The organism is Rufibacter immobilis, from assembly GCF_003721565.1.
Lineage (GTDB): Bacteria > Bacteroidota > Bacteroidia > Cytophagales > Hymenobacteraceae > Nibribacter > Nibribacter immobilis.
The window spans coordinates 289321-315531 of the sequence record NZ_RJJE01000002.1; the positions used below are offsets into that span (position 1 = coordinate 289321).

Annotated in this window: 28 protein-coding genes; 12 read left to right on the plus strand and 16 right to left on the minus strand. The window is 51.2% G+C overall.

Annotated features, from left to right (window positions below):
• The first annotated feature begins 228 nt into the window (after positions 1–228).
• Entirely contained in the window at positions 229–543 is a 315-nt protein-coding gene (locus EFA69_RS03705; protein WP_148041247.1) for an SH3 domain-containing protein, read from the plus strand.
• 79 nt (positions 544–622) lie between these two features.
• Here the strand turns inward: EFA69_RS03705 and EFA69_RS03710 are convergent, their stop codons facing one another.
• Positions 623–1393, minus strand: coding sequence for a hypothetical protein (locus EFA69_RS03710; protein ID WP_148041248.1), 771 nt, complete (start codon positions 1391–1393; stop codon positions 623–625).
• A gap of 213 nt (positions 1394–1606) precedes the next feature.
• Between EFA69_RS03710 and EFA69_RS03715 the strand changes: the two genes are divergently transcribed.
• Entirely contained in the window at positions 1607–1792 is a 186-nt protein-coding gene (locus EFA69_RS03715) for a hypothetical protein (RefSeq protein WP_148041249.1), read from the plus strand.
• Between the two features lie 112 nt (positions 1793–1904).
• On the opposite strand, the gene EFA69_RS03720 is transcribed toward EFA69_RS03715, so the two are convergent.
• The gene (locus tag EFA69_RS03720; protein WP_123131743.1) at positions 1905–2456 is read right to left on the minus strand and encodes an Hsp20/alpha crystallin family protein; all 552 of its coding nucleotides are present in this window, start codon (positions 2454–2456) and stop codon (positions 1905–1907) included.
• 150 nt (positions 2457–2606) lie between these two features.
• The gene (locus tag EFA69_RS03725; RefSeq protein ID WP_123131744.1) at positions 2607–2987 is read right to left on the minus strand and encodes an Hsp20/alpha crystallin family protein; all 381 of its coding nucleotides are present in this window, start codon (positions 2985–2987) and stop codon (positions 2607–2609) included.
• A gap of 330 nt (positions 2988–3317) precedes the next feature.
• Here EFA69_RS03725 and EFA69_RS03730 point away from each other — a divergent pair, with 330 nt between their 5' ends.
• A complete protein-coding gene (locus EFA69_RS03730) occupies positions 3318–3746 on the plus strand; it encodes a hypothetical protein (protein WP_123131745.1) in 429 nt (142 codons plus the stop codon).
• Positions 3747–3957: 211 nt separating this feature from the next.
• Here EFA69_RS03730 and EFA69_RS03735 read toward each other — a convergent pair whose 3' ends face one another.
• A complete protein-coding gene (locus EFA69_RS03735) occupies positions 3958–4593 on the minus strand; it encodes a response regulator transcription factor (RefSeq protein WP_183906684.1) in 636 nt (211 codons plus the stop codon).
• On the minus strand, positions 4586–4771 hold the full coding sequence (locus tag EFA69_RS20215) for a hypothetical protein (RefSeq protein WP_183906685.1): 186 nt from the start codon (positions 4769–4771) through the stop codon (positions 4586–4588). Before EFA69_RS20215 ends, EFA69_RS03735 begins: the two co-directional genes overlap by 8 nt.
• A 255-nt stretch (positions 4772–5026) precedes the next feature.
• Here EFA69_RS20215 and EFA69_RS03740 point away from each other — a divergent pair, with 255 nt between their 5' ends.
• The 6 genes from EFA69_RS03740 to EFA69_RS03765 all read left to right on the plus strand — a co-directional run bounded on the left by EFA69_RS03740 (position 5027) and on the right by EFA69_RS03765 (position 9448).
• Positions 5027–5461 (plus strand): hypothetical protein, encoded by a 435-nt coding sequence (locus tag EFA69_RS03740; RefSeq protein ID WP_123131747.1) that lies wholly within the window; start codon positions 5027–5029, stop codon positions 5459–5461.
• A 191-nt stretch (positions 5462–5652) separates the two neighbouring features.
• Entirely contained in the window at positions 5653–6159 is a 507-nt protein-coding gene (locus EFA69_RS03745; RefSeq protein WP_245964486.1) for a DUF421 domain-containing protein, read from the plus strand.
• A gap of 132 nt (positions 6160–6291) precedes the next feature.
• Positions 6292–7560 carry a PAS domain-containing protein gene (locus EFA69_RS03750; protein ID WP_123131748.1) on the plus strand — a complete coding sequence of 423 codons (1269 nt, stop codon included), beginning with the start codon at positions 6292–6294 and terminating at the stop codon, positions 7558–7560.
• Positions 7561–7596: 36 nt separating this feature from the next.
• Positions 7597–7944 (plus strand): histidine kinase, encoded by a 348-nt coding sequence (locus tag EFA69_RS03755; RefSeq protein ID WP_123131749.1) that lies wholly within the window; start codon positions 7597–7599, stop codon positions 7942–7944.
• Between the two features lie 83 nt (positions 7945–8027).
• Complete coding sequence (locus EFA69_RS03760; protein WP_123131750.1) at positions 8028–8438, plus strand: hypothetical protein; 411 nt, start codon at positions 8028–8030, stop codon at positions 8436–8438.
• Between the two features lie 194 nt (positions 8439–8632).
• Positions 8633–9448 carry a hypothetical protein gene (locus EFA69_RS03765; protein ID WP_123131751.1) on the plus strand — a complete coding sequence of 272 codons (816 nt, stop codon included), beginning with the start codon at positions 8633–8635 and terminating at the stop codon, positions 9446–9448.
• 270 nt (positions 9449–9718) lie between these two features.
• Here EFA69_RS03765 and EFA69_RS03770 read toward each other — a convergent pair whose 3' ends face one another.
• The gene (locus EFA69_RS03770; protein WP_123131752.1) at positions 9719–10558 is read right to left on the minus strand and encodes a DUF3298 and DUF4163 domain-containing protein; all 840 of its coding nucleotides are present in this window, start codon (positions 10556–10558) and stop codon (positions 9719–9721) included.
• 214 nt (positions 10559–10772) lie between these two features.
• On the opposite strand from EFA69_RS03770, the gene EFA69_RS03775 reads away from it, so the two are divergent.
• On the plus strand, positions 10773–11438 hold the full coding sequence (locus tag EFA69_RS03775; RefSeq protein ID WP_123131753.1) for a hypothetical protein: 666 nt from the start codon (positions 10773–10775) through the stop codon (positions 11436–11438).
• Between the two features lie 425 nt (positions 11439–11863).
• Here EFA69_RS03775 and EFA69_RS03780 read toward each other — a convergent pair whose 3' ends face one another.
• From EFA69_RS03780 to EFA69_RS03790, 3 genes are all read right to left on the minus strand, one after another.
• Positions 11864–13525, minus strand: a complete 1662-nt coding sequence (locus tag EFA69_RS03780) for an ATP-dependent nuclease (RefSeq protein ID WP_123131754.1) — start codon at positions 13523–13525, stop codon at positions 11864–11866.
• Positions 13526–13617: 92 nt separating this feature from the next.
• Entirely contained in the window at positions 13618–15999 is a 2382-nt protein-coding gene (locus EFA69_RS03785; protein ID WP_123131755.1) for a ribonucleoside-diphosphate reductase subunit alpha, read from the minus strand.
• Positions 16000–16280: 281 nt separating this feature from the next.
• Positions 16281–17240: a ribonucleoside-diphosphate reductase small subunit gene (locus tag EFA69_RS03790; RefSeq protein WP_123131756.1), complete on the minus strand. Its 960-nt coding sequence runs from the start codon at positions 17238–17240 to the stop codon at positions 16281–16283.
• 983 nt (positions 17241–18223) lie between these two features.
• Here EFA69_RS03790 and rplU point away from each other — a divergent pair.
• Together rplU and rpmA are read left to right on the plus strand one after the other, a co-directional pair.
• Complete coding sequence (gene rplU, locus EFA69_RS03800; protein WP_123131758.1) at positions 18224–18532, plus strand: 50S ribosomal protein L21; 309 nt, start codon at positions 18224–18226, stop codon at positions 18530–18532.
• Positions 18533–18605: 73 nt separating this feature from the next.
• Entirely contained in the window at positions 18606–18884 is a 279-nt protein-coding gene (gene rpmA / locus EFA69_RS03805; RefSeq protein WP_123131759.1) for a 50S ribosomal protein L27, read from the plus strand.
• A 473-nt stretch (positions 18885–19357) separates the two neighbouring features.
• Here the strand turns inward: rpmA and EFA69_RS03810 are convergent, their stop codons facing one another.
• The 7 genes from EFA69_RS03810 to hemW form a co-directional block, all read right to left on the minus strand.
• Positions 19358–20164, minus strand: a complete 807-nt coding sequence (locus tag EFA69_RS03810) for a cyclase family protein (RefSeq protein ID WP_123131760.1) — start codon at positions 20162–20164, stop codon at positions 19358–19360.
• A 216-nt stretch (positions 20165–20380) separates the two neighbouring features.
• Entirely contained in the window at positions 20381–20953 is a 573-nt protein-coding gene (locus EFA69_RS03815) for a pentapeptide repeat-containing protein (RefSeq protein WP_123131761.1), read from the minus strand.
• A gap of 18 nt (positions 20954–20971) precedes the next feature.
• Positions 20972–22066, minus strand: a complete 1095-nt coding sequence (locus EFA69_RS03820; protein ID WP_123131762.1) for an SGNH/GDSL hydrolase family protein — start codon at positions 22064–22066, stop codon at positions 20972–20974.
• Between the two features lie 168 nt (positions 22067–22234).
• Positions 22235–22549, minus strand: a complete 315-nt coding sequence (locus tag EFA69_RS03825; RefSeq protein ID WP_148041250.1) for a hypothetical protein — start codon at positions 22547–22549, stop codon at positions 22235–22237.
• Positions 22550–22660: 111 nt separating this feature from the next.
• On the minus strand, positions 22661–23572 hold the full coding sequence (locus tag EFA69_RS03830; RefSeq protein WP_123131764.1) for a bestrophin family protein: 912 nt from the start codon (positions 23570–23572) through the stop codon (positions 22661–22663).
• Positions 23573–23716: 144 nt separating this feature from the next.
• Positions 23717–24829 (minus strand): MBL fold metallo-hydrolase, encoded by a 1113-nt coding sequence (locus EFA69_RS03835; RefSeq protein WP_123131765.1) that lies wholly within the window; start codon positions 24827–24829, stop codon positions 23717–23719.
• 171 nt (positions 24830–25000) lie between these two features.
• Positions 25001–26140: a radical SAM family heme chaperone HemW gene (hemW, locus tag EFA69_RS03840; RefSeq protein ID WP_123131766.1), complete on the minus strand. Its 1140-nt coding sequence runs from the start codon at positions 26138–26140 to the stop codon at positions 25001–25003.
• Between the last annotated feature and the right edge of the window lie 71 nt (positions 26141–26211).

Sequence of the window (26211 nt, forward strand, 5' to 3'; positions counted from 1 at the left end):
ACCACAGATTATCATGAAAAATGAAATAAAGAGCAACAGCCAAGCAACCTTCTTTTAGATTCTGCATCTATAGATATATAAGCCAAATATGAGAATAGAAAATCATTGAAAAAGACATGCAAAATGTCTCCTGGAACTATACGTCCTTTTTGTAAATAAAAGGTGCTTTTATGAAGGTCTTATTTAGAAAGAAAAGTCTCTAATTACTAATTTAACTAACTACTTGTTATGAAACGTTTATTAATGATTGCCGCCCTTATTTGTATGCAAGCAGTAGCCGTGTTGGCGCAAGAGCCTACCAGCCGGGTGAACAGCGAGAAAGTGAAAATGTTCCGTCAGCCAAATGCGGCGGGTGAAGTAATGCGCCTGTTAAACCCCGACGATGAAATCATTGTGATGCGCAAGCAGAACCAGCAATGGACCCTGGTGCAGATAGACGGTGAAGCCGGTTATGTGGCCTCTTCTTACTTAAGAGCCAAAAAGAACAAAAAAGCCACGGCTGCCAAAGCCCCCGCTACTTTAGAGAAAAGCGCCAAACTCTAAAGAAGCATGTTCCCGCAAAAGCAGAAGGCCCGCTCCAACAGGAACGGGCCTTCTGCTTTTGTGCGGCTGCCAAGAACTGTTACCTTGGGTCATAGTTGTACAGGTCAATGGCTTCAGAGAGCTTGTCTTTCTTCACCAGCTTAATGATCTGCGGAAGCAAGGTAATGCCAGCCCCTACCAATAGCAGCGGCGAGATACTGGACCCAGACGATGTGCCCCGGAACTGCTGCTGCATACCGGCTATGATAAATCCGGCCCCGGCAATGTACATCCCGGTCTGGATGTTCTGCCCTCTCTTGTAATCCTGCAGGCTTTCCATGCTGCCGGGGTTGTCAGACAAGGCCACCCGAAGGTTTTTGTACGTGAGCGGCTCCAGCGGTCCCTGTTCCTTAGAGAAATAATACACCCGGCGCTGGGATGGATACCCGTACCCGCCCATGCCATAGCCTCCCATCCCGTACCCCCCCATTCCGTAGCGGCCCATGCCTATGCCAATACCGGGGCTGAAGGAGTTGTAGTCCATGCGGTACACGAAATAGGTGGAGATACGGCCGGCCTGTTCCCGCTGCGCGAAATCACTGAAGCGGCGGCCCGCGTTCACCCGGGCGAAGTATCCTTCCTGGTTCTGGAAGTATTTCACCGTCTCAGGGGCGTACCGCAGGGAGTCATCCAGCAGGAAGAAATTTTGTTTGAAGACCGGGCTTTTGAATTGCAGCTTGCGGGCGTAGATGCGTTCACCGTTGTACAGTTCCACAAAATAGGAACCGCCCGTGGAGACACCCTGCGCCCAGCTAAGGCCTATGGTTGCCCAGCCTATTATCAGGAGTAAAAACAGTTTTTTGATCATCATGTTTATCTAACGAAAAAGTGCTACTTCTATTGATAATGTTGAGTGAAAAAGGTTGAGGCAAAGATTATTGGCTCTTTTTCCCCTTTGGCGCAACAGCAGGCCAGAAAGGATAGTAAAAGAAGAAGGACTTCATGTTTTACTTAATCAGATTCGGCCATGTTTATTGCACTTTGTATCCTATTGATAGTTGCTTTGTTTATCACTGTGTATTATGTGAGAGCAAACAAAGCTAGTACGCCCGGTGGTGCGGCCACCCGTGTCTCAGGCGGCGGACCCAACCAACCAGCGGCACCCGGCCAAACTTCCCAGTCTTCTTTTAACCCCGGCAGCATCCCAGATGGCAGCGGGCGTGACAAAGGACAGGGCGGGGCGGCCATGAGCAGCGGCATGCAAGGCTAACCTTCCACTGTTTTGTAAAAATACTAGTTGGCTGTAAAGAAGCCTAAAAAAGAAGAGGCGCCTGTACCAGGCGCCTCTTCTTTTTCATCTGTTATGCATTCGCTTTCTCTGTTCAGTTAGCCTGTGCCGCCGCTTTCTCTTTGGAGCCAGAAGCTTTCTGTTTGGCCGGGCTGGCCTGCTCCTGGTGGTTGGCGGCATTTAAATGTACGGTAGTAGCACTGCTGCCGTCACGCACCTCAATGCGCCGCTTAGCGGTTTTCTGCTCATCTTTGGGCACCCGTACCTGCAGTACCCCGTTCTCAAAGACCGCCTCAATGGCCTCGGCCTTCACGGTGTCTGGGAACTGGAAAGAACGGCTGAAAGCACCGTATTGGCTTTCTATGAGGTGGTAGCGCTTGTCTTTCTGCTCCTGGTTGAAATGGCGCTCGCCGGAGATGGTAAGACGCCCCTGCTGAAAATCCAGGTGAATGTCTTCTTTCTTCAGGCCGGGCAAGGCTACCTCAATCTCATACGCCTGCTCTGTCTCACAGGTGTCTACCTGCGGACTAAACCTATTCAGCCGTTCGCGGCTGTTCACAGAGTCATTAAAAAAACGATCCAGCATGCTGCTGAAACTTTGCGGCATGATGTCATCAAAGCCGCTTCCTAAACGTTGGATGGCCATAACTTTATCTTCTTTTAATGGTGAAACATAGGGCAGTACTCTCGTCTGCCAGAACAACTAGCTACTTTCAAAAGCGCGAGGGCCGTTTTAGGCCGTTTTTCAGAAAAAGAGCCCCTAAACGCCACTTGAACGAGTAAGGTGCTCCAGGTCTTATTGTTGCTCAATCTCCAGGAACCGGGGCCCCTGCGGCAGATACGGAATGTGTACCCGCAGTGTGCTTCCTTCATGCACCACTTTAAGGGCGTTGAAGTCTACATGCGGAGGCAGCAGGAAATTCTGGTGGAACAGCGGCACCTGCATGGCCGGTGTGGATTCGCTTTGGTGCAGAGCCATCACGGTGAGCTGGTTTTTGTCCAGCACCACCTGGCATTGCTCGGGGGCAACCCCGGGCAGCAGTACCTGCAGCACCGCTTCTTTCTTGCGCTTCTGCATGTGCACCTGCGGCTGCACCACGCCTCCGCCCACGGTGTTGGTTAAGTCTATATAATGCGCAACGTTCTGTAAGAACTTTTTATCTTTAATGAGTTTCATGGCTTCTCCTCTTCCTTTCTTTTACTTTCTACAGGTGGGTATGCAAAGCGCGTACCAATGCCCCAGAAGTACTGCTAGAGCGGATTGTGAGACAAAATGACAATTAGATGCTAGTGGGTAGCTGGCAATGTGGCAGTTCTAGGGGCGCTGGAATTCTGTCACTATTCAAAGACCGTGATCTAGGTGCGCATGCGTCTTTCAGGGCCAGAAAATGGGGGCTTCCCATCGTACTTTTACGGAGAGATTGCGTATAACCTTAAAATTTGATAGAGGCTTTCTGCCGTGAAAGGTGGTGCTCTATAGAGGTAATTTGAGGTGTAATGATTCTCTATGAGAAAGATTTATTATGAGGCTGAGGGGCTTGTGTTGAGTTATGACGAGGGGCAGCAGGTAGCCTATGCGGTATGGAACGGTTTTTTGAACAGCCAGGAATTTAGAGAAGCCACCCTCAAGTGCGTGGAGCTGATGGAGGAAAAAGGTATCCTGCGGTGGCTCGCCGATAACCGCAAAATGAAGGCCATCCGGCAGGCAGACCAACTGTGGTTTGTAGACAACATATTGCCGCGTATCCTGCGCAGTCCGTTGCTGCGCATGGCAACCCTGGTATCTGAAGATCTCTTCAATAAAATGGCCGTAGAGCGGCTTCTGCAGCGGACCGGGGAAGTACAGTTAGCCCTCCGCGATTTTGATAGTGAGGCCGAGGCCATGGTGTGGCTCCTGTCCCCTTTTTCCACACAGAATTCCAGTCAGGCTGAATAGCGCTTTGTGTGTTAGCTTATTAGTGAGGCGCTGTGCGTTTAGCGGCCGTTTTTTCCAAAAAAATCAAGAACTGAAGAATAAGCGCATGGCCTGTTGCGGCCTCTCTTTCGCTGGTTTGGGCCTGATTTCAGAAAAGGAGCCGCTAAACGGGTAGATCAGGTGCTGCCGTTTTAGGTGGGAAGTTTGCTGGTATTGGCTGGGTTGGCAGAATTTACTGAAGGTAAAGGTCTTGTTTAAGCGCCAGTTGAATGAGTTCTGCCGTGTTCTTCACTTTCAGCTTTTGGTGGATGTTGCGCCGGTGCGTATCTACTGTAAGAATGGAAAGAAACAACGTGTCTGCTATTTCTGCGCTGGTGAGGCCCTTCGCCACCAGTTTTACAATTTCTACCTCCCGTTTAGACAGTTTATGCACATTGAGGAAATCGTCCTTGAACGTTGGGTCTTCTATGCGCTGGCCAGAGGCGCGTTGGTCAAGCACATAAGTACCCGCTACCACGGCTTTGATGGTGTCAATGACCACGTCCAGTTCTGTGTTTTTGAGGAGGTACGCGTCAATGCCTAAAGCCAGGCAGCTCTTGAGCAGGCGCTCATCGGCGTACATGGTAATAACAATTTTCTTGCAGCAGATACCCTGCTCTTTCATGCGCTGGAGCGTTTTCTCGCCGTTAAAGAAAGGCATGTTCAGGTCTATGAGCGCTACCTGCGTGGGCTGGCTCTGCAGGTGGTCAAGGAGGGAGCGTCCGTCGTTGAAAATCGCCGTCACCTGTAAGTCGGGGTCGGTGTTGAGGAGGTTGGCCAGGCCTTGGGCGAAGAGCTTGTGGTCATCGGCAATGACAATGTCAATCATGGGCTGGATTATTAGGTACCTGAACTGGCGGCAGGCAAGGGAACCGGAGCGCTGCCCAAGTACCGCTGTTGCGCCTTGAGGGGTTCTTGCCTGCATTTTTGGTGTTGGTGCGGCCAGAGCCTAGGGTGGCGGTCTGCTCAAAACCCTTGCCGTTGTCTGCAATCTCTAAGGTATACATCTGCGGGGGCAATGACAAATGGAATTTGACGGGTAAATAGGTTTCCCCTTCGTGTTGTAAGGTATTGCAGAGGCTCTCTGAGAACACCCACAAGCACAATCAGCCTCCATAATAGTTTGGTCATGCTGGGCTTTCAACTGCTCTTTCTCTCGTAGAGGCTTCTGGCTGTACAGGGGTGTTAGCGGCGCTGTTTTCGGTTGAAACGGTTTTGTCGTATTTTAGCAGAAATTTCTGCCGATAAATCCCCTACCTATCTTGCAAGCTTCCTTATCACAAATTCTTCAGAGCGACTTTCAGGTGTATTATGAAAGTTATCCGTTTACCGTAAAGTACAACCAGGAACTGAGGGTGGCCTGGGCTATCTGGCAGGGTAAGGTAAGCGGGGCAGAGTTGCAGGAAGCACTTCTCATCTGTACCCACGTCATAGACAAGTACCAGATTACCGGCTGGCTCGCCGATGACCGCAAACTCAAAGCCTACCCAGAGGAAGACAAGCTGTGGTTCGCGGAGAACGTGGTGCCGGCCTTTTTGGCCAGTACCCTGCGGCGTATGGCCGTGCTGCCCTCAGAAGATGAACAGCAAGTAGCCAACGTAAGCTACCTGGTAGAGCGCGGGGGAGATCTGGGAGAATTCAGGTTGCAGAACTTCCTTTCTGAGGAAGAAGGCCTCCGGTGGCTGCTGGAGGGGTAACGGCACCTCTGGAATTGCTTTCCTAAATCGGTAATAGTTACTGCGCAGCTGCGTCCGAAGCCGTTTAGCGGCTCTTTTTTCAATTTCAGCCCTAAACCAACGGCGGTTTCTCTTCGCGCTAAACCGCCACTGCCTTTTCTTTGCCGCCACCACACGGAAACTCTGGTTGAGATCCTCCGTTGGGTACCTGTATGGAAACATTGGAACACATTCTTGGAATTGGGCAGGAAGACCTTAACTGGTGGCAGATGTCTATTAGGGCCGTGTTGGTCTTTCTTATTTCTTTGGTCTACGTGCGCATTGCCAACAAGCGCATCTTTGGGCAGCACAGCGCCTTTGACATTGTGTTGGGGGTAATGTACGGTTCCATCATGAGCCGCGCCATTACCGGCACTTCCCCTTTTTTCCCCACGCTGGCGGCGGGTTTGGTGCTGGTGCTCCTGCACCGGGCATTGGCCGCACTGGCGTACCAGTTTAAGAATGGCCCGGTGAGCTCCTTCATCAAAGGGAAACCAGACACGCTGGTCAAGGACGGGCACTTCCTCAAAGATGCCATGCGGGCCCACAGCGTCACGGAGAATGACATTCTGGAAGCTCTGCAGCTCAAAGGCGGCCCCGTAGATGTGAAGCAGGTAGAAGTAGCCTGCTTGGAGCGCAGCGGCAACATTAGCGTGGTCTTCAAAAAGGACGATCAGTAAAGGTGCCTCTGGCGCTAAACTGTATACCTTCAGGCTTCCATCTTCCTTTTGCCGCCCAAAGAGGTGGTAGGCCAGAACATTGGGCCGCCAATCTGGTTATGGTCTTGTTTGTGCATTGATAATTGCTTTGATATGGATTTTTCCAGAATATTTAAACTCGCGCCAGACAATATGGTGGTCATTGGGCCAGATTTTACGGTGCTCACCGCCACAGACGCTTATCTGCGCATCACCAAACGGAAGCTGGACGACATTGTGGGCCTGCATTTCCTGCTGGAAGCGTTCCCAGACAAAACCTATTCCTTTGAGGAGAACCCTGTGCGCAAGTCCATTGCCAAGGTTTTGGAGACCAAACAGGTAGACCGTATGGAGCTGGTGCGCTACCACATCGCTTTGCCGGAGGAAGACGGCGGCGGGTTTTATGACAGCTTCTGGGAGGCCTCGCACACACCGGTACTAGATGCCCAGGGCAACATTGAATACATCATTCAGAAGACCACTGATGTCACGGAACGGGAGCTGGCCAAACAGGCCCACCTGCTCAGCGAGAACAAGTTCAGGATCATGACCGACACGGTGCCCCAGCTCATTTACACCGTGAGTCCAGACGGGCAGGTAAACTATGTGAACGAAAGATGGGCCAAGTACACCGGGCTGTCTACGCCGGAGCTGCTGGCCGCGCCGGAGACGTTCGCGCAGGCACTTCATCCCGAGGATAGAACCAATTTTCTGGCCAAAGCCGAGGAAAATTTCCGGAAGCAGACCGAGTTCCAGGCTGAGGTAAGGCTGCGGGGCCGGGGCGGAGACTACCGGTGGTTTGTGATCAAAAGCTCTCCGGTGGTGCTGGCCGGAGAAGAGAAAGTGTCTTTGTGGGTAGGCAGCGCCACAGACATCCACAGCACCAAACAGTTGGTGCAGGAACTGCTGGAGAGCAATGAGCAGATGGCCCTGCTGTCTGACCAGGTGCATACCGCCCTCCAGAAAGCTGAGTCTGAGCGCAAAACCCTGGAGAACATGGTCATGAACGCGCCGGCCATTTTCTGCACCATCAAAGGCGCTGAGCATAGGTTCGAGCTCATTAACCCGTATTACCAGGCGCTGTTCCCTGACCGTGAGCTAGAAGGCAAGACGGTGGCCGAAGCGGTGCCGGAGGCGGTGGAGCAGGGATTCATCAGCTTGCTGGACAATGTGTACCAAACCGGCACGCCTTTCTCCGCGAACGAGATTCTTTTCCAGCGCAGGCGGCAAGACACCGGCCAGGTGGAAGACGTGTACATGACCCTCCATTACCAGCCTATTTTTGGGGAAAACAACTCCATTATTGGGGTGCTGGTGTTTGGCTATGAAACCACCGCGCACGTGCAACTGCGCGAAAGCCTCCAGAAGGAAATCAATGGGTAAAGGACTAATAGGGCCACACATTCATAAAAGCTTTCCATGAACGCTGTCCAAAGTGATCTTCAGCAACTCAGGATAAAGCTGATTCTTTTCAAGTCAAAGGTGCGCTCAGCGGTGTACGGCGGCAGTCCAGACCATGAGTTTCTCTCGGCCAACGGTCCCGTGAGCCAATGGTTCCGTACCGTTGGCACCAGCCAGTACCAGAACATGCCGGAGCTGGGCACCATGCAACGCCTGTACAAAGAGCTACAGACGGCGGCCACGCATTTGATAGGTTTGTACAAGGCAGACAAGATAGAAGAGGCGCATGAAGGCCTCCGGGATATAGAAAAGCTCTCTGAGCAGCTAACCCGCGTCATCTCCAGCCTGGAACAGCGGCTGAGATAAACGGCATAATGCCACAATTGGGAACTTTAGGAAGATTTTTTGGGCAGAAATATTATTTTTGCCGTTCGCTCAATTGTTTTACCATGATAATGACGTACTTCCAGAATCATGTTTTCACCCTCACTTACGACGACGAACACCAATTAGGCGTGGCCCAGGCAGCTGGTTTCCTCAATTCCGAAGAGTTTAGGGAAGCCATGATGGCCTGCCTGCATCTGATAGAAGAACGCCAGCCCCTGCGCTGGATAGCCGATAACCGCCAGATGAAAGCCATTCGGCAAGCCGACCAGGAATGGTACCTGGAAACTATTTTCCCGGTGCTCAGAGACAGTACCATCAGGCGCAACGCCACCGTCATGTCTGAGGATATTTTCAATAAAATGGCCATCCAGCAGATCCTGAACCGGGTAGACCATTTTGGGGAGATGCTGCTCAAAGAGTTTGATGACAAAGACGAAGCCCTGGCCTGGGTGCTGCAACCCATTGCGCAGTAAGCTTCCATGATAGCAGAATCAAATACTAGAAAGGAGGCCCTGCGGCTTCCTTTTCCTGTTTTAAACGGTGCCGTTTAGCGCCCGTTTTTCCATTTTTGGGGCAAAAACAGCGGGGCGGGCAAAAGGCATGCAACCAATTGGGTACAGAATGACTCTACAGGGTAGAACAGCTTTATTTGCGTAATTTTTTTAACATGAAAACCTATCTGAACCGATTTGTCCTGGCGGTGGCCGCCACGTTTATGCTGGCAGGATGTGAGCTGGATGACCCGGAGCCCATGCCCTCCTCTTCCCCGGCTTTCCTGCTGAAAGTATCTACCACCACCGGCGACAGCCGCGAATTTGGCTATGATTCCCGGGGCTGGCTGGTGCGCCTGGACGGCAAAGGAGCCCTGGCCCTGAACGAGAAGCAGGAATCTAAGAGCGAAGTGATCTATGACGGCTGGGGCCGCATCTCCTACGTAGTCACTGATGGCCCCACTGAAGACATTGAGAATGTGTATAGCTACACCTCAGACAACAAGCTCTACAAGCTGGAAGAACTGATCAATAAAAAAGTGGAAAGCTACCATACCTTTGAGTATGATGGCACCGGCGAGAACGCCAGGCTGAAAACCCGTTCCAGCTTCTACAAAGACGCGCCCACAGACGCCGCCCCCCGTGAAGCGGGCAAAAGCACCTTCACCTATGACGCCAGCGGCAACCTGAGCGAAGTGACCCAGTCCCAGAAAACATCGGCCACAGCCGATTGGCAGGTAACGCAGCGCATCAAGTATGAGAACTATGACGGCAAAGTGGCCGTGCAGCACCTCACGGAAGGTTTCCTGTTTACGCCCGGCATCAGGCTGCACCAGAGCAACCCCGGTAAAGTAACCATCATCCTGGCCAACGGCGAGCAGCGGGTCACTACCCACACCTACCAGTACAATGAGCGGGGCCTGCCGGTAAAGAGAACCTCTACCCCAGACACCGGAGCTCCCTTTGAGACCGTGTACACGTATAATCTGTAAGCGCACCGCGTTTTACCCAACACCACAAAAGCCGTTTAGCGCCCGTTTTTCCAAAAACAGGCGCTAAACGGCTTTTTCTTTTACTGCCTCGCCCGAACGGGAAAACCTGTTCTTTGCCCGGCACAGCCGATGCAGAATCTGCGTGGGGTAGAGCTGTATCTGGTGGCTAAAAGGGGGTACAGGACAGGCTGCGTCATAGCCCAGGCGGTTAAGAGCTGTTTTTAGAAAAACGGGCGCTAAACGCCTGGGCTGCGGCAGTATCCTTTTTAGTTATGATTTGGGCACGTAAGCCGGTTGGAGCAGGCGTTTGATCTGTTTATAGGGCAGCAACAGCTCCGTAGGCCCGAAGGCGTAGGCGTTCACCTCATAAGCGTTGTAGTACAGGTGCAGCCCCTTGGCGGTGAGCGCCAGGTTCTGGGGGAACGGCAGGCTGCCGGCCTGGGTGTAGAAGCCTTGTGCCTCAAAAGATTGGGAACCCAGCTCCCGCACTCTCCTGAACTCCCGCTCCATCAGTTGGCGCAGGGCTACGGTGTCGGTGACCATGTCGGCTAGCCGGAGGGCGTGGCCGGTGCTGTCAAAGCTTTGCATGGTGGTCATGGCATACCCGTGCGCGCCACCGCTGTAGCCTACTGCCTTCATTTGCACCGAGACCAGCGCGGGCGTTTGGTACAGCACCTCAGAGGTAATGGTCAGTTGCCAGCCCATGTTAGTAGCCGCCTCCGGAAACTCTTTCCTGGCCTGGGCATACTGTTGCAGGAATACCTTCGCGGTGGCCTCCGCGGGGTTACCGGGTTGGTTCAGATGGGCGTCTGGGTTGTTGGTGAGCTGCTGTCGGAGCAGGTACCGCCGTACGTACTGGTTCAGGGAATCGCGGAGGGCTGTTGGGCCGCCCTCGGCAATCAGGTACTGGATCTCTACCTTGGCGCAGGTGTCTGCCTGGCAAAGCTCAGATTGCCGCTGGAGGCGCTCCGTCCGAAGGTTCAGTTCCTGCCCCGTCTGGGTTGCGGAGGTGTCTGCATCCGTGGCGGGCGTGGAAGTTTCTGAAGAGGATTGGCAGGAAAGCAGCAGACTGCCCACCAGCGCCAGCAGCGCAAACGTGTACTTGTGCATGAAAAAGGAAATTGGTACTGCCGTAGTTATACGGTGACTGCCGCAAACGCGCTGTATTACCTCTAAGGCAAGATGAACAGTAGCCCTATTAGAAATTCGGGCTTCCACTTGGCTCTTATTTTCGCTAGAGCTGAAAATGCATAGGGTTTAGCAAGGTAAATATCTCACTGCTTGTGATATAGGGAAAGAAAAATATTCTTGTTATCTTAAATAGATGAACAGAAAAATACTTTCGCTGCCGGGGCAAAAGAAACTGATCGTTTGGTTGGTGGGGTTGCTGTTTCTCGCCAGCTGTGCCCGCAAAGAAGTCTTCTACTTTTCAGGACCAGTGGTCAGAACCACCGCTACTCCTGTTCTCTCCCTTCCTGATTCCATTACCGCCCGGCATCTTGTGGCGCAGGATGAGCCTGCGCCTGCGTCTTTCTCTGCGTCTGCGGGGGAGCCTGTTCCTGTAATTTCATCGCCTGTTAATGAGGAAGCGTTGCTTGGGAAAGCCCCAGGTACTTCCCTCGGTACACCGGTGCCAGTCATGGTGCCTCGGGTACAGCAGAAGCAAGTGAACCGGCAATGGGTGATGAAAGCGGAGCCGGAAAAGCCTAAAGCTGGAATGGCCCGCACCGGGCTGCTCTTAGGAATGGGGTCTTTTGTAGTAGGCATAGCAGGGCTTTCCAGTCTCACCCGGGACGGAGCCATTCTGCTACCTCTTTCTCTGCTTCTTGCGCTAGGTGGCGTGGTGTTCAGTAGAAAACCCTTGTCCTGGAACCGGAAACACCCAGATAACCTAGCCAATGCCAAAGGAGCCAAAACAGGTCTGCTCTTTAGCTTATTCTCCATTGGGCTTCTGGTTTTCTTTGGCGCCCTTCTTCTGGTGCTTTTGTAATAGACTTAAACCCATTCCTGTTTAGAGCCTGTTTTTCCAGAATCAGGCCAGAAACAGGAAGTGATGCCTCTGTCTCTTGACGCAGTAGTTGAAAAGTAGATAAGAAGTTCACCCCCATTTTTGTCATCCTGAAAGGATCTTGTGGGCGAACTAGAAATACTTTGTTTATACACTACTACCGCTTGCTACCAAGTTCTTTTCAGGATGATAGGGGCGGTGGTAAAAAAACAAGGACCTTCTGCTCTCTGTTTGAGTGACTACCGTTGAGGGAGTATTTATAATAGATTGTATTTGTTCCCCTACCTGTAGCCCTGCCTTTGTTGGTGTTCTCACCAACAAGATAGTAGAGATTGCTTTCGCATTTCCCTGCCACTCTAAAGATATTGGGAAAGTTTTAATTGGCACGGCAGTCAAATGCTAATTGTTTATGCTATTTGCTGCTCACGAACCAGAACACTCGAGGCTTTAATCTTTGTAAGAGCATCTAATTTACCTGCTAATGTTGGTGCCCAACTTGGCATTTGCTCAATACTTATTATTTTTTCTTTGGCTAATCTAAATAACTTTAATCCTTTTGAAGTAGTACCTAAACCAAGACTTACATCAAATGTGGATTTAAAGCCTAGAAGACTATCATGAACATTTCCGTCTGGAAAATCTGCTTCAATGCCGAATAATTTTAGTAGAGCTCTGTTCTTTTTGATAGTTGGTCTTTCCTCTTGCGTTCCAATATGATTGTCATCTCCATCAAACATCAAAAAGCAAGGGATTCCAAATTCTGAATAAAGCCTATAGAACCTATCTAACTCATTTTTACCTCCACATCTAACAATTGTGATGCCCTTCGATAAATAATCAAACTTCATAATGTCAAATAAATGTGGCAGAATTAGCGATTCTGATTCACCTTCTACTAAAATTATTGCTTTCGCAAAAAAAGCTTCATTCGCTTTCTGAGTGTCACCAGTATGTTCATAGGCATTCATATATTGAAGCATCATTGCTTCATAATCAGAAACTATCTGATGTCTTTGATATAAATCTGTTATAAAATCAGAGCAAGCCGCACAATTTATATATGTGCCAGTAGTTGCCTCTTTCCGTACAACATATATCTCTTCAAATCTTGCTAGGTTTAAGAAGTTGGGAGAATGTGTAGTTAGGAAAATTTGGGTCCCATTGTCTGCAAGTTCATTAAGTAGTTTGTGAAAATTTCTTTGAGCTTGAGGATGAAGAAACAATTCTGGCTCATCTATAAAAATTGGAGTATTGTTTTTCAACTTTAATGTTGAATAAGCTTTTAGAACAGCTATAGAGATTGACGCTTGAACTCCCATGCCTAGTTTTGAGGCTTGAAATTCTAGGGTTGATTCACTGTCTTTTACTAGTAACTGAAGAGTTCTGTAGAAGTTCCAAGGGTCATATAAGTTGAAATCCACAGAAAATTCTTGTTCAGGCTTATTAAGTTGTTTAGCACTTTCTTTTTGGAGAAGTTCAATGAAGTTTTTCATAACTTCATTGCCTTCATCATCTCTTACTGAAAAAAGAGTATTGTCGCGAATGTCTCTAAGTTGAGACTTTAATAAGTCAGATTTATAAATCTCCTCGCCTGTTTCCTCGTCTACTACCTTTTCCTTGCAAAATGCTGCATTAATTTCTTGTAAAATTCTTCCCATCAAAGACCATCTGTTAGATGGTAGATAATCTAAAATCTGTCTATCTATTCCCAAATAAGCGGAACAATACTTTTGCCTAGTTATATCAGTTACATATTCACCTGTTAAATTTAGACCAGACTTCGGGTTGTCATATTTATCTATCCACTCTTCAGCAAGCTCTAGAAAATTACCATCATCAAAATACAAGCGGATTCGAATTTTATTTTCTAAGTCACCTTGATAATGGTCATTTGGCAAGGTAGAATTAAATGATGGATAAACAGGGCCGAGAAGCCAATTTATAGCATCGAATATATTGCTTTTGCCTACACTATTTTCGCCAATGAAAACATTTAGTCTTCCATTAGTTTGTATATCAAGTGATGATATGCTTTTGTAGTTCTTGATTCTTATTCTAGTAATTTTCACGTTATTATATTTATTATTTAATTAATTATATAAAATCAATAGGCACTAAAAAAAGGAGAAGTAACTTCTCCTTTTTTTAGTGCCTATTGATTTTAGCTACCACATGCCTCGCATGCATCTGGGTTATCCAGGCTACACGCCATGTCGCTTTGGTTTTGCTCTACGCTGCTGTACATAGGCGCCAGGGTTTCGGCGGCTTGTTTCTCCACGGTGAATTTGATGGCGTCTGCGGCGGCTTTGGTGCGCAGGTAGTACATGCCGGTTTTGAGGCCGCGCTTCCAGCTGTGGAAGTGCATAGACGTCAGCTTCCCGAAGTTCACGTTAGACACGTGCAGGTTCAGGCTTTGGCTTTGGCAGATGAACGCGCCGCGGTCGGCAGACATGTCAATGATGGTCCGCTGGCTGATCTCCCACACCGTTTTGTACAGGTCTTTGATGTGCTGCGGAATGTTAGGAATGCCCTGCACAGAGCCGTTGGCGGCAATGATGGCGTTCTTCATCTGGTCGTTCCAGAGGCCCAGGTCCACCAGGTCTTTCAGGAGGTGCTTGTTCACCACCATGAACTCCCCGCTCAGTACGCGGCGCACATAGATGTTGGAGGTGTAAGGCTCAAAGCCTTCGTTGTTGCCCAAGATCTGCGAGGTAGAGGCGGTAGGCATAGGTGCTACCAACAAAGAGTTGCGCACGCCGTGCTCTACTACTTCCTGGCGCAGGGCTTCCCAGTCCCAACGGCCGCTTTCGGGCTTCACGCCCCACATGTCAAACTGGAAGATACCGCGGCTGATAGGCGAACCTTCAAACGTCTCATACGCGCCGTCACGTTTGGCCAGGTCCTTAGAAGCCGTCATGGCCGCGAAGTAAATGGTCTCAAAGATGTCTTTGTTCAGGCGGGCAGCTTCTTCGCTGTCAAACGGCATGCGCAGTTTCAGGAAGGCATCAGCCAGACCCTGTACCCCCAACCCGATAGGGCGGTGACGCAGGTTTGATTTCTTGGCTTCAGGTACCGGGTAATAGTTGATGTCAATGACCTTGTTCAGGTTCTTGGTCACGGTATAGGTTACCTCATACAGCTTCTCGTGGTCAAAAGACTTATGGTTGCCTTCTTCTTTGATGAAGCGCGGCAGGGCCAGTGAAGCCAGGTTACACACGGCAATCTCATCGGCATCGGTGTACTCAATAATCTCGGTGCAGAGGTTGGAGCTCTTGATGGTACCCAGGTTCTGCTGGTTAGACTTGCCGTTGGCGTGGTCCTTGAACAGCATGTACGGCGTACCAGTCTCAGTCTGCGCTTCTAAGATGGCAAACCACAGTTCCTGTGCTTTGATGGTCTTGCGAGCCTTGCCTTCTTTCTCGTATTTCTCATACAGGCGCTCAAAGTCCTTGCCCCAGGTCTCAGAAAGGCCTGGGCACTCATTGGGGCACATCAGGCTCCAGTCGCCGTTGGCTTCCACGCGCTTCATGAACAAGTCTGGGGTCCAGAGAGCCAGGAACAGGTCACGGGTCCGCATTTCCTCTTTCCCGTGGTTCTTGCGCAGATCCAGGAACTCAAAGATATCGGCGTGCCACGGCTCCAGATAGATGGCGAACGCACCTTTGCGTTTTCCGCCGCCCTGGTCTACGTAACGGGCCGTATCATTGAACACTTTGAGCATCGGCACTAGTCCGTTAGATGTACCGTTGGTGCCTTTGATGTAAGAACCGGTGGCCCGGATGTTGTGGGCCGCCAACCCGATACCGCCCGCGCTTTGCGAGATCAAGGCGCAGTTCTTGAGCGTGTCATAGATGCCCGGGATGCTGTCCTCTTTCATGGTGAGCAGGAAGCAGCTAGACAACTGCGGCTTCGGCGTGCCCGCGTTGAACAGAGTAGGCGTGGCGTGTGTGAACCACTTCTCAGACATGAGATTGTAGGTCTCAATGGCCGCGTCAATGTCGTTTTTATGGATGCCTACCGCTACCCGCATGAGCATGTGCTGCGGACGCTCCACTACTTTGCCGTGTAGGCGCAGCAGGTAGGAGCGCTCCAGGGTCTTGTACCCGAAGTAGTCATAGTTGTAGTCACGGTCATAGATGATGCTGGAGTCCAGCACGGCCGCGTGTTTCTTGATGATGTCAAAGATGTCTTTGGCTATCAGAGACGCGTTCTCGCCGGTTTTGGGGTCTACATAGGTGTAGAGCTGCTTCATGGTGTTGAAGAACGACTTCTGGGTCACCTTGTGCAGGCTGGAGATAGCAATGCGCGCCGCCAGAATAGCGTAGTCTGGGTGTTTGGTGGTCAAAGACGCCGCGGTTTCTGCCGCCAGGTTGTCCAACTCCACGGTGGTCACGCCATCATAGATACCGTCAATTACCTTCTTGGCCACCTCAATGGGGCTCACAAACGTCATGTTCAGGCCATAGCACAGTTTCTCTATGCGGGCCGTGATCTTATCAAACTTGACCGACTCCCGGCGGCCATCTCTCTTTACAACTAACATATCTTTCCTGTTTTTTATAAGGTACTCGCAGGCTGGAAAGGCCTGTTTTAACTACTTATTTCCTGTGTCTGCTCTTGGCAAGCAGATACTATATAGCGTAAGGCTCCTGCCTTGTTTGCGTAGCAGAAGGCCGTACGTTACCTGTTCGCCCCTGAAACAGAGGTGAGGAACGGGCATTGGTTCTAAAAATGGAAGAAGGCTTGCCCAACCGGCTGTTAGGCGTTTTGGCCCCGTTTTCTGAAAAACAGCCCCTAAACGGAAACTGCTTTCTCTGTGATTGGTTAAAAGTCTTCGTCAAGAGAGAACACGTTGGAGTCACGGTCGCTCATCACGCCCGATTTCTGGTACTCACCCACGCGTTTCTCAAAGAAGTTGGTTTTGCCTTGCAGGGAGATCATCTCCATGAAGTCAAATGGATTGGTAGCGTTGTAGATTTTGCTGTAGCCCAGCGCCACTAACAGGCGGTCGGCCACAAACTCAATGTATTGTGTCATGAGTTTGGCGTTCATCCCTATGAGGTCCACAGGCAGCGCATCGGTCACAAATTCCTGCTCAATGCTCACCGCGTCGCGGATGATGGTGTGTACGCGCTCCTCCGGTAACTTGTTCACTAACATAGAGTATAGCAGGCATGCAAAGTCTGTATGCAGTCCTTCGTCGCGGGAGATCAACTCATTGGAGAAAGTTAAGCCCGGCATCAAACCACGCTTTTTGAGCCAGAATAGGGAGCAGAACGAGCCAGAGAAGAAAATGCCCTCTACGGCGGCAAACGCGATCAGACGCTCGGTGAAGTTCTCAGAGTTGATCCACTTAAGGGCCCACTCGCCTTTTTTCTTCACGCAGTCAATAGTCTCCAGCGCGTTGAACAGGCGGTCTTTTTCTACGCTGTCTTTAATATAAGTGTCAATCAGCAGCGAGTAGGTTTCTGAGTGGATGTTCTCCATCATGATCTGGAACCCATAGAAGCAGCGGGCTTCGGGCATCTGCACTTCCTGCATGAAGTTGATGGCCAGGTTTTCGTTCACAATGCCGTCTGAGGCGGCGAAGAAAGCCAACACGTGGGAAATGAAGTGGCGCTCGCCGTCGTTCAGCTTTTCCCAGTCTTTCAAGTCCGGCGACAAGTCAATCTCCTCGGCCGTCCAGAAGCTAGCTTCTGCTTTCTTATACATCTGCCACACGGCATCGTTTTGGATGGGGAACAGAACAAAGCGGTTCGGGTTTTCCTGTAAAATGGGCTCCATAGACTTTACGGTTAGTGCTCTATAAATAAATAAGGCGGAGAACGTTAAGCAGCCGTTTCTCCTCTCTGCGGCAGCCCCTCAACTCCATGATCTGAAGCAGGTGCCTCCGGCTTGAGAATTCAAATATAGGGACAAATACGTTGACAGCCCGATTGAAACGGTCTAATTTATCCATTTCTTATACAGCGGTTATCAACATTTTAAATTATTGATTATCAGTTATTTAAATTTTTATCAAAATTAGAAACTTTAAATATAGCTTAAATGCTATGAGCCAAAGGCGGTTACTCAGAGGATAGCAAACGGATGTGAGCCAGGGCATCGATGCTGTTCAAAAAATTTGTAAAAGAGACCGGAAAGGCAGAGGACTCATAGAGGTAGCAAGGCGTTTGGGAAGCGCTTTTGGCTAGCAGAGACAGACTCAAACGCGGCTACGAGGAAGCGGTGTGGCCTCCGGTGCAGCTGCGCTACAAAATACATAGGAGAGTTGGGGCGGGGGCGGAAGGGGCACCCATGCAGAGGCGGTTGAAAGGGAACGGCTGGGAGAATTATCCAGGTAAATTATCCACAGCTATCCACAGCGGGAGTGATGGGGCAAAGGTAAACTAAGGGACGGTGCGATTTAAGTCTCTCTTGAAATAAAGCCGCTGTTTCTCTTGGTTTTATCTTTAGAATAAGCCATTTTCAATCTGTGTTAGATATGCGGGGCTGCCTTGATTTTGCGGGCTTAAAAGCTGCCTTTTCCACCTCTTTCCAGGGGTGGTGTTGTTTTCCTTTGTCTTTATCCACGCGTAACTCATTGATAGTCATAACTGATTTGGTTTATCCACCTGAGTTATCCACAATATGGGGGATAACTTGCAAGTGGCTCAGTTACAGGAATCTGCCAAACTCGGCTAGGAGAAAAATAACCCCGGGCCACTTGTATTTTAGCGCCACTACGCCTACCTTTGCGGTTCATTTTTAAAAACTATCGTAAGCTGATGTACGCAATTGTAGAAATCGCTGGTATCCAGACGAAAGTAGAGAGCGGTAAGTTCTTCTACACTAACAAGCTTTCCGGCAATGAGGGTGACGCCGTAGAGTTCGCCAATGTTCTTCTTGTTGATGATAACGGATCTTTAACCGTTGGTGCTCCTTTTGTAGACGGAGTGAAGGTAACTGGTACCATCCAGGGCCACGCCAAAGGTGACAAAGTGATCGTTTTCAAGAAAAAGAGAAGAAAAGGCTACAAAAAGAAAAATGGTCACCGCCAGCAATACACCAAAGTGTTGATCAACACCATTGGCTAAGCAGAGATAAGAATACGTAAATTATTGTTGAACATATTTTCGGGGTTTCTCTCCGGGATTAACATAACTAGAAATGGCTCACAAAAAAGGTGTAGGTAGTTCTAACAACGGCCGTGAATCACATTCCAAGCGCTTAGGCGTGAAAATCTTCGGTGGCCAAGCCATCGCTGCTGGTAACATCATCGTGCGTCAGCGCGGTACTGCGCACCACCCAGGTGCGAACGTAGGTATCGGGAAAGACCACACGCTGTTCGCTTTGACAGACGGTGTTGTATCTTTCAAAAAAGGTGCTAAAAACCGCTCTTACGTTTCAGTTCTTCCAGTAGCTGAAACTGCTGAAGCACAAGCATAAGTTCTCCCTCGGCCCCGGCCGATCAAGAATCAGAAAAGGGCTGCTCCATAAGGGCAGCCCTTTTTTTATGCGCGTTTAGCGCCTGTTTTCAGAAAAACGGCCGCTAAATGGTTTTTGAATTTCACGGTTAAGCTTTAACAGGAGTATATGAGATCTGTAGACAATTCTCCTGATGTGCGCAGCACGAGTGTCTCTAGCCCCTGGTCTACGCTAATTGTCTACAATGCGGATCTCTATAGATGGCTTTGACAGAGCTGGAACCAAAACCAGTCTTTCCGATGAGCGCCTCTGATTTGACGGTGCTGCGTCAGCAGCAAAGCCGGAGGCTTAGGAAAAGCAGCAGTGCGAATCGGGAAGACGAGGCCTCGCGGCCACGAGCGCTTACCGGAAGCTATGAAACAATAAGGAAGTAAAGCCTTGAGGCAAACCGCCATTCCCGAGGGAGCAGCAGGCGGCAAGCCAAAGAATCCTCCTCAATGCGGGGCTTCCGCAAAAGAAACCGTAGCTGCCGCCATAGGGCTCAGCGCATACAGCACCGGCTTGCTGGGGCTGGCGTCCAGCACCAAACTGGTCACCTGCAAATTCAACAGATACCATCCATCCTCCACCGCATCTGGCACAAATATCAACTCCGTAATAGTAGCATTGGTGCGAATAGCCGCAGGATACTGCCAGAATGCACGGTGCGCCCGCAAAGCTCCGTCGTCTTCCTCCCGGTCCACCGACGGTAAATCCAGCAGCAGATGCTCCACTCCATGCAGAGCCAGATATTCAGCCAAGGCAGGCTCTATATAGGGAGGGTTAGTGCCTGAGTATTGAGCGGTGCGCTTCGTCTCTGAATTTGGGAGCGTGCGCAGAACCAAAGCCTCTGGCAAATTCTCCTGATCCAGCTGCGCCAACACATCTTCGGCCATCACTACCAGATCGCCGTTCTCCTGTTGCCGGGGCTTCACCGATACCAACTGGGCCACAAACAGGAACCGTTGCAGGCAGTTGTTTAGCGTGGCCGCCGGGTCTGGCGAGATGTGGCCGTAGCACTCTGTGTGGGTGCCGTTGCCGTGGGGCGTGAGGTGCACGCGCTGGTAATTGGTAGAACCGCCCTGGGCCACGCTGCCCACAAAGTTGCCTACGGTAATGGTGTCTACCTGTACCGGCTCAGCCCAAAAGCAGTTTACTTGATCTGGCCCTGCTGCTAAAGGCAGGGAAAGGTCCAGCGGCTGCAAGGGATTGAACTGGTAGGCTCGGTTCCCGAAGGTGATGGTGGCGGTAGTAGAAAGCATAGTGGGCGTTTAGGGGCTGTTTTTATGGAAATAAGCGAAAACCAGCAAAAGGTTGTGGCAAGGTAGCGAAAGCGGCAGTTTAAATTCTGGAGGCTGTTAAGGCTGCCATAAAAGCGTTTCAAAGCAAACCAGGGTGCTTTCTTTGGCGCAGAGTACAAATATGGGCACGAAGGCGTTTAGGGGCTCTTTTTCCAAAAACGGCCCCTAAACGAAAAACTATTTTACGACCAGATCATATTTGGCCAGAAGGCCCAGGGCACCCTGGGCGGAGATCTTCAGCTTCTTGACCCGGTTCTTCTCTGGGTCAAACGCGTAATTGTAGGCCGTGAGCAAGTCTGCCTTCTCCAGATTGGTGCGCTCAAAAACGGTTCTGAGCAAGTCGCACTGCGCAAAGGTGGCCTGCGTCAGGTCAGTGTCTGTGAAGTTGGCTTCTTTGATGCTACAGGAGTGAAAAAGGGTCTTCTTCAGGTTCTTTTTCCCGAAGAAAGTGTAGTCCAGGGTGCAGCCCTTGAACGCGACCGAAAAGAGGAAATCATGGCAACCGCTGAAGTCCACGCCCATGAGTTTGCAGTTGGTGAAGGTTACGTCCTGTAGCTTGGAGCCGTTCAGCTTGGCCATGCTCAGGTTGCAGTTGTCAAACACGCACTCAGAAAAGCTGTTGCCGGAAAGGTCACTGTTGGCGAAATCACAGTGCTTAAACGTGCAACCGTCAAACTCCCGGCCGCTGATGCCCTTGCCGGCGTAGGTGATTCCCTCAAAGACTTTGTTCTCGTGCAGGAGTTCTTGCATACACCAATGCGCTTAGCCTTACCACTCAATGTTTTTCTCAATAAACCCAATCAGCAACTGAGCCATGGCCTGCTGTTCTTCGCGGCGCGGGTGGCCGGGGGTGTTCTTGTAAGGCGCGAAGAGGGTGTGGATTTTCTTGTCTTGCAGGCCTGCCACGGCTTTCTCCACGTAGCCGGGCCACGGCGAGCCGGCGCGGGTAATGTCCATGTTGCCTAGGGCGGCAATAATGTGGGCCTGGGGGTATTTGGCTCTAATGCCCTTTACAAAGTTCTGGTAAGCCGTCACCAGGTCCTGCTCCGTGGGCTTTTCAGTCCCGAACCGGCGTTTGAACTGCTCATGCTCCGGGCGGTTCACGAGCCAGGAATCGTTCTGGAAGAGGTTGATCACCACCACGTCGGGCTGCTTCTGGGTGAAATCCCAGCGGCTGGAGGCATCTGAGGGGTTCAGGCGGTCGTAGATCTCCGGCATGATGATGGGGCCCCAGCTCACCGTAATGCCAATGCCGCTTTTGCAGACGCAGGTGTAGTCGGCGTTGAAGTAGCGGGCGGTGAGGGCGGCGTAGCTCACGTAATTGTCGGTGTTCAGGCCTTCCCAGGAGTCTTTCCCGGAGTAGTCATGAACGGCGTACCCGGCGGTGATGGAGTTGCCGTAGAACTCAATGCTTCTCTTCGGCTTCGCCGATGCCGGTAATACTTTTGCGCCCTGGGGCAATTCAAAGCCATAGAAGGTGGTGGTGCCTTTGTCCCACTCAGTGCGTTTGAACAGTTCCACCGTGTGTTTGCCCGGTTTAAGCTGGGAGCCCAGCGTGAAGAGCTTCGCCGCCGTGTCTGGCCTGATTACCGAAACGGTGTCGCCGTCCAGGATTACGTTATAATAGCTGTTGCCGGTATCGTCTTTGAGCCGGGCCTGTACGCCGGTTCCTTCAAAGTTCAGCTTCACGGAAGTGCCAGACCAATAGAGTTCAGCGGTTTGGGCAGAAGGCTTGCCCACCCGGCCCATGTACATCACCTGATCGTGCTGCGGCTGTACCAGAAGCTGCTTGGGCGAAGTGCATCGGCTGGCCGAAAAAACAAACAGGAAGGCGAAAACCGAGAAGAAAAGACGTTGGCGCATAGGGGTAGAGGGTGTTGCTAGAGACAGGTAAAGATGCTGAGAACGGCTTTACTTTCCAAAGGGGTGGCAAGGGAGTCTCTGTAAAATCTCTCCTCGTAAATGAAATCCCACCTGAAAGCCGTTGCGCCTGTCTGCCGCTTTCAGATGGGAGCCTGGGTTTGTCTGCACTTATTCTCCAAAGCCGGGTCTGAAGATTTTAGGCGTTGCATCTGCCGGTGCGGCTGTGAGCGGCGCAAACATAGGATGTTCAGCCATATTTGCCGCACTGCCGAAGCCCGGATGCGCCACTTGCTGGGGAACACTTCCTGGCGGTACTGCCGGAGGGAATTCAACGGCTAACCGGGGCACCTGAAGCAGGTAGAAGGCAAGGCTCAGGAGCAACGCGCACAAGGTGGCAACGCCAACCCCCACCAGCGAAAGGCATCTGCGGGGCCGTGCCACGGGAGCGGAAAAGGAAGCGGGATAATGCATTGATTTTGCCATAGCCGTAGAAGTTTAGTTCTATAGAGAAGATGCGTTTAGGGGCTGTTTTCCATAAAACAGCCCCTAAACGCATCTTCTCCTTCGGCGTAAGCCGTGGCTGGCAAAATTGCTTTACATGAGGAAATACCCGTCGGGCTGCTGGGGCTGGGGCACGTCTTTCTCTTCCAGAATCTGCTTCAGGTTAATCTCAATGGTGCGGGCAATGGCCGTCACGGGCGTGTCGGTGGGTTTGTTCCGGAAGGGGTCTTGCATGTGCCGGGCGGTTTTCTCCACCAGGAAAAACGTGGAGGCCACGGCGGTGAGCACCGGAATCTCCCAGATGCCAATGGTCTCTACCAGCGTAATGGAGAGGATGATCAGGAACAGGTAAATGAAGAAGTGGATGAACATTCTGTAGGTGGCCGGGAACACGGTGGTGTTGATGCGTTCGGCCTTGCCCATAGAATCTACCAGGCGCACCACCGTAGCCGATACCTGGGTCTGTTGCATGTGGTTGAGCACCTGCTGTTGGTGCAGTTCGTTTAAGTCCTGCATGTGCAGCACCTGCAAAGAAAGCGGCTTGTTCATCTTGTCCTGGATGTAGGCCAGCTCCTGCGGCGGCAGAAACTGGTGCATGTTCTCCATGGGGTCTTCTTTTCTCAGGCTCTGGCCCAGGCAGTAGCACCAGGCTATCTGCCTAAAGGCAATCTTCCTGAAAATGCTTTGCACGGGGGCTTTCTGGAAATCATCAGCAGCGATGAAGGCCTTCAGTTCCAGGACCAGAGAGCGCGAATCATTCACAATGGCGCCCCACACCATGCGGGCTTCCCACCAGCGGTCATAGGATTGGTTCAGGTTGAAAGCCAGCAACAGCGAAATGCCTGTACCCAGCACCGAGGGCAGGGCCGCCGGAATGGGTGGCCATTCCTCAATCCAGATCAGTTTGATGATATGGAACGTGAGCGAGAAAAGAAATACCCGCAGCACATCTACTTTCACTTTGTTAAAGATGTACCTAAATGGAATACCCTCAGATAATAACATATACGCTCTAGTAGAAGAAGTTCACAAAACAAGGGCGGTGTGCCAGATGCTACACCGCCCTTGTCTTTTACGGGCTCCTTCGCCGCAGGATATGCCTTTGCGTTTAGCGCCCGTTTTTGGAAAAAGAGCCCCTAAACAGAAAATTTAATTAAGTGGTTGCCACCATGGCCGTGCCGGGAGTTCTCGGCCTACCTGCCACCGCTGCCCAATGATGGGTGTAGCTACCGGGATGTTCTGCCGGGCGGCGGCTTTGGTGAGGCGCTCAATGGGTTCTTTCCAGTGGTGCAGCGCCAGAGAGAAGGCGCCCCAGTGCGTAGGCATGAGTACCTTGCCCTTAAGGTCCAGAAACGCTTGCGCAGTTTGCTCAGGCATCATGTGAATGTATTTCCAGGCTTCGTTGTACTGGCCGCACTCCAGCAGCGTGAGGTCAAAGGGGCCGTACTTCTCGCCTATCTGCTTAAAGTGCGTATCATAGCCCGAGTCTCCGCCAAAGTAGATGGAGTGTTGCGCGCCTTTGAGCACCCAGGAACACCAGAGTGTGCGGTCGCGGTCGGTGAGGCTCCGGCCCGAGAAGTGGCGTGCCGGGGCCGCCGCCAGAAAAATTCCTTCATAGGAAGCTGTCTCCCACCAATCCAGTTCGGTGATTTTCTCCGGAGCCACGCCCCATTTCACCAGGTGAGCGGCCACGCCCAGCGGCACGAAGAAATGCTTTGTCTTCTCCTTGAGTTTCTTGATGGTGCCGTGGTCTAAGTGGTCATAATGGTCATGCGAAAGCAACACCACATCCAGAGGCGGCAGGTCTTCTATCTTGATGGGTAGTTGGTCACTGAACCGCTTGGAGCCGATAAATGACACCGGCGAGGCCCGCTGCCCCAGCATAGGATCTGCGAAGATGCGTTTCCCGTCCAGTTCCAGGAGTACCGCTGAGTGCCCAAACCACGTGATTTTAGGAGTAGTGCTGGTGTCTGACAGGAAATCTTCTTTTGTAAGAGTAGCCATGGGCAGCGGGTCTGTGGGCGAGGAGCCTTCCACGCCACCCAAAAACTTAGCGAAGATCTTGACCTTGTCCAGCAGTGGAGACTCGTCCATCATGGGTGTGGGTGAGGTGTTGTGAAACTTCCCGTCACGGTACTGCGGTGACTTTTGCAGGCGCTCCAGGCTCTGTCCCTGCGCCGCTGCCCCAAACTGCGGGGCAAATGAGATAAACAAGATGCCGCCCACTGCCAGCAGGCCCAGGAGGGAGAATAATATGTACATGAATTTCTTCATTTGCTATGAGCCAGTAGAAGCCAATACTGCTTTGGGTGAAAGATAGTTAGCAGTAGCGTTAGGCTAACGTTTTTCTTTTTAAGAAACAGTTGCGTTTAGGGGCTCTTTTTGAAAAAAGAGCCCCTAAACGCAAACAAGATGCCTTCAAGCTCCTATCCGTTAGGCTTCTTCCTGCAAGAGAAATAAGTCCAGGGCTATTTCATCGGCGAGTAATTTGCCAGCCTCCGTAAGCAGAAGAACGCCTTGTTCCTGCCGCAGCAGTCCCTGGGTTGCTATCTTCTGCAGGTACGGGGCGTGGAGTGCAACTAAGTCTACTCCCCATTTCTCCTGGATAAACCTGGTGTCACAGCCCCAGCTGGTGCGCAGGGTAGTCATCACGTATTCGTTCACACGGTCTTCCACGGAGAGCTCCTCCACAGTGCAAGGCAACTGGCCCTCGGCCAAGGCCTGTACGTATTTAGAGTTGTTAGGGAGGTTGAACTGCCGGCTCACCCCATTGAACGAATGGGCGCTGGGACCAATGCCTACATACGGTACCTGTTTCCAGTAGCTGCTGTTGTGTTTGCTTTCATAGCCCGGCTGGCAGAAGTTGGAGATCTCATAATGCAGAAACCCATGGGCTTTGGCCTCTGTCATGAGGAGTTCAAACTGCCGGGCCACGCGTTCCTCGTCGGCGGGAGAGAACTTTCCCTTGCGGACCCGATGTCCGAAAACGGTGTTGGGCTCAATGGTAAGCGCGTAGCAGGAAAGATGCTGGGCCTGTAGCGCGAAGGCTTGGCTCAAATCCTGTTCCCACAGCGCCGGGTTTTCGGCCGGAATGCCATAGATAAGATCCAGGGAGATGTTCCTGAACCCCAGGTCCTGCGCCATTTTGATGGAAAGGGCCGCCTCCGCCGCGGTATGCGGCCGGTTCATGAGCTGCAGGTGCGGGTCATGGAAAGACTGTACCCCAATGCTCAGGCGATTGACGGGAGTTTGGCGTAAGGCCTGCAGTTTCTCCAGGGTTAAATCATCAGGATTGGCTTCCAGAGTAATTTCGGCGGCCGGGTTTACCGTATGTTGGGCGTAAACGGTTTCCAGCAGCTCGTTCAACTCCGCCACGGAGAGAATAGAAGGCGTACCCCCGCCGAAGTAAATGGTATCAATGGTTTCGCCGTTCAGGTAATGCTGCTGCAAGGCAAGTTCCTGTCGCATGGCCTGTAAGACTTGTTCTTTCAGACCCAGTGACGTACTGAAATGAAAATCACAGTAGTGACAGGCTTGTTTGCAGAAAGGGATATGGAGATAAATTCCGGCCAATGTGCGTAAGGGCTATGGAAAGCGTTTAGAGTAAATGAAAACGGCCTTTTTTCAATTTGAAGCGCAAGCCG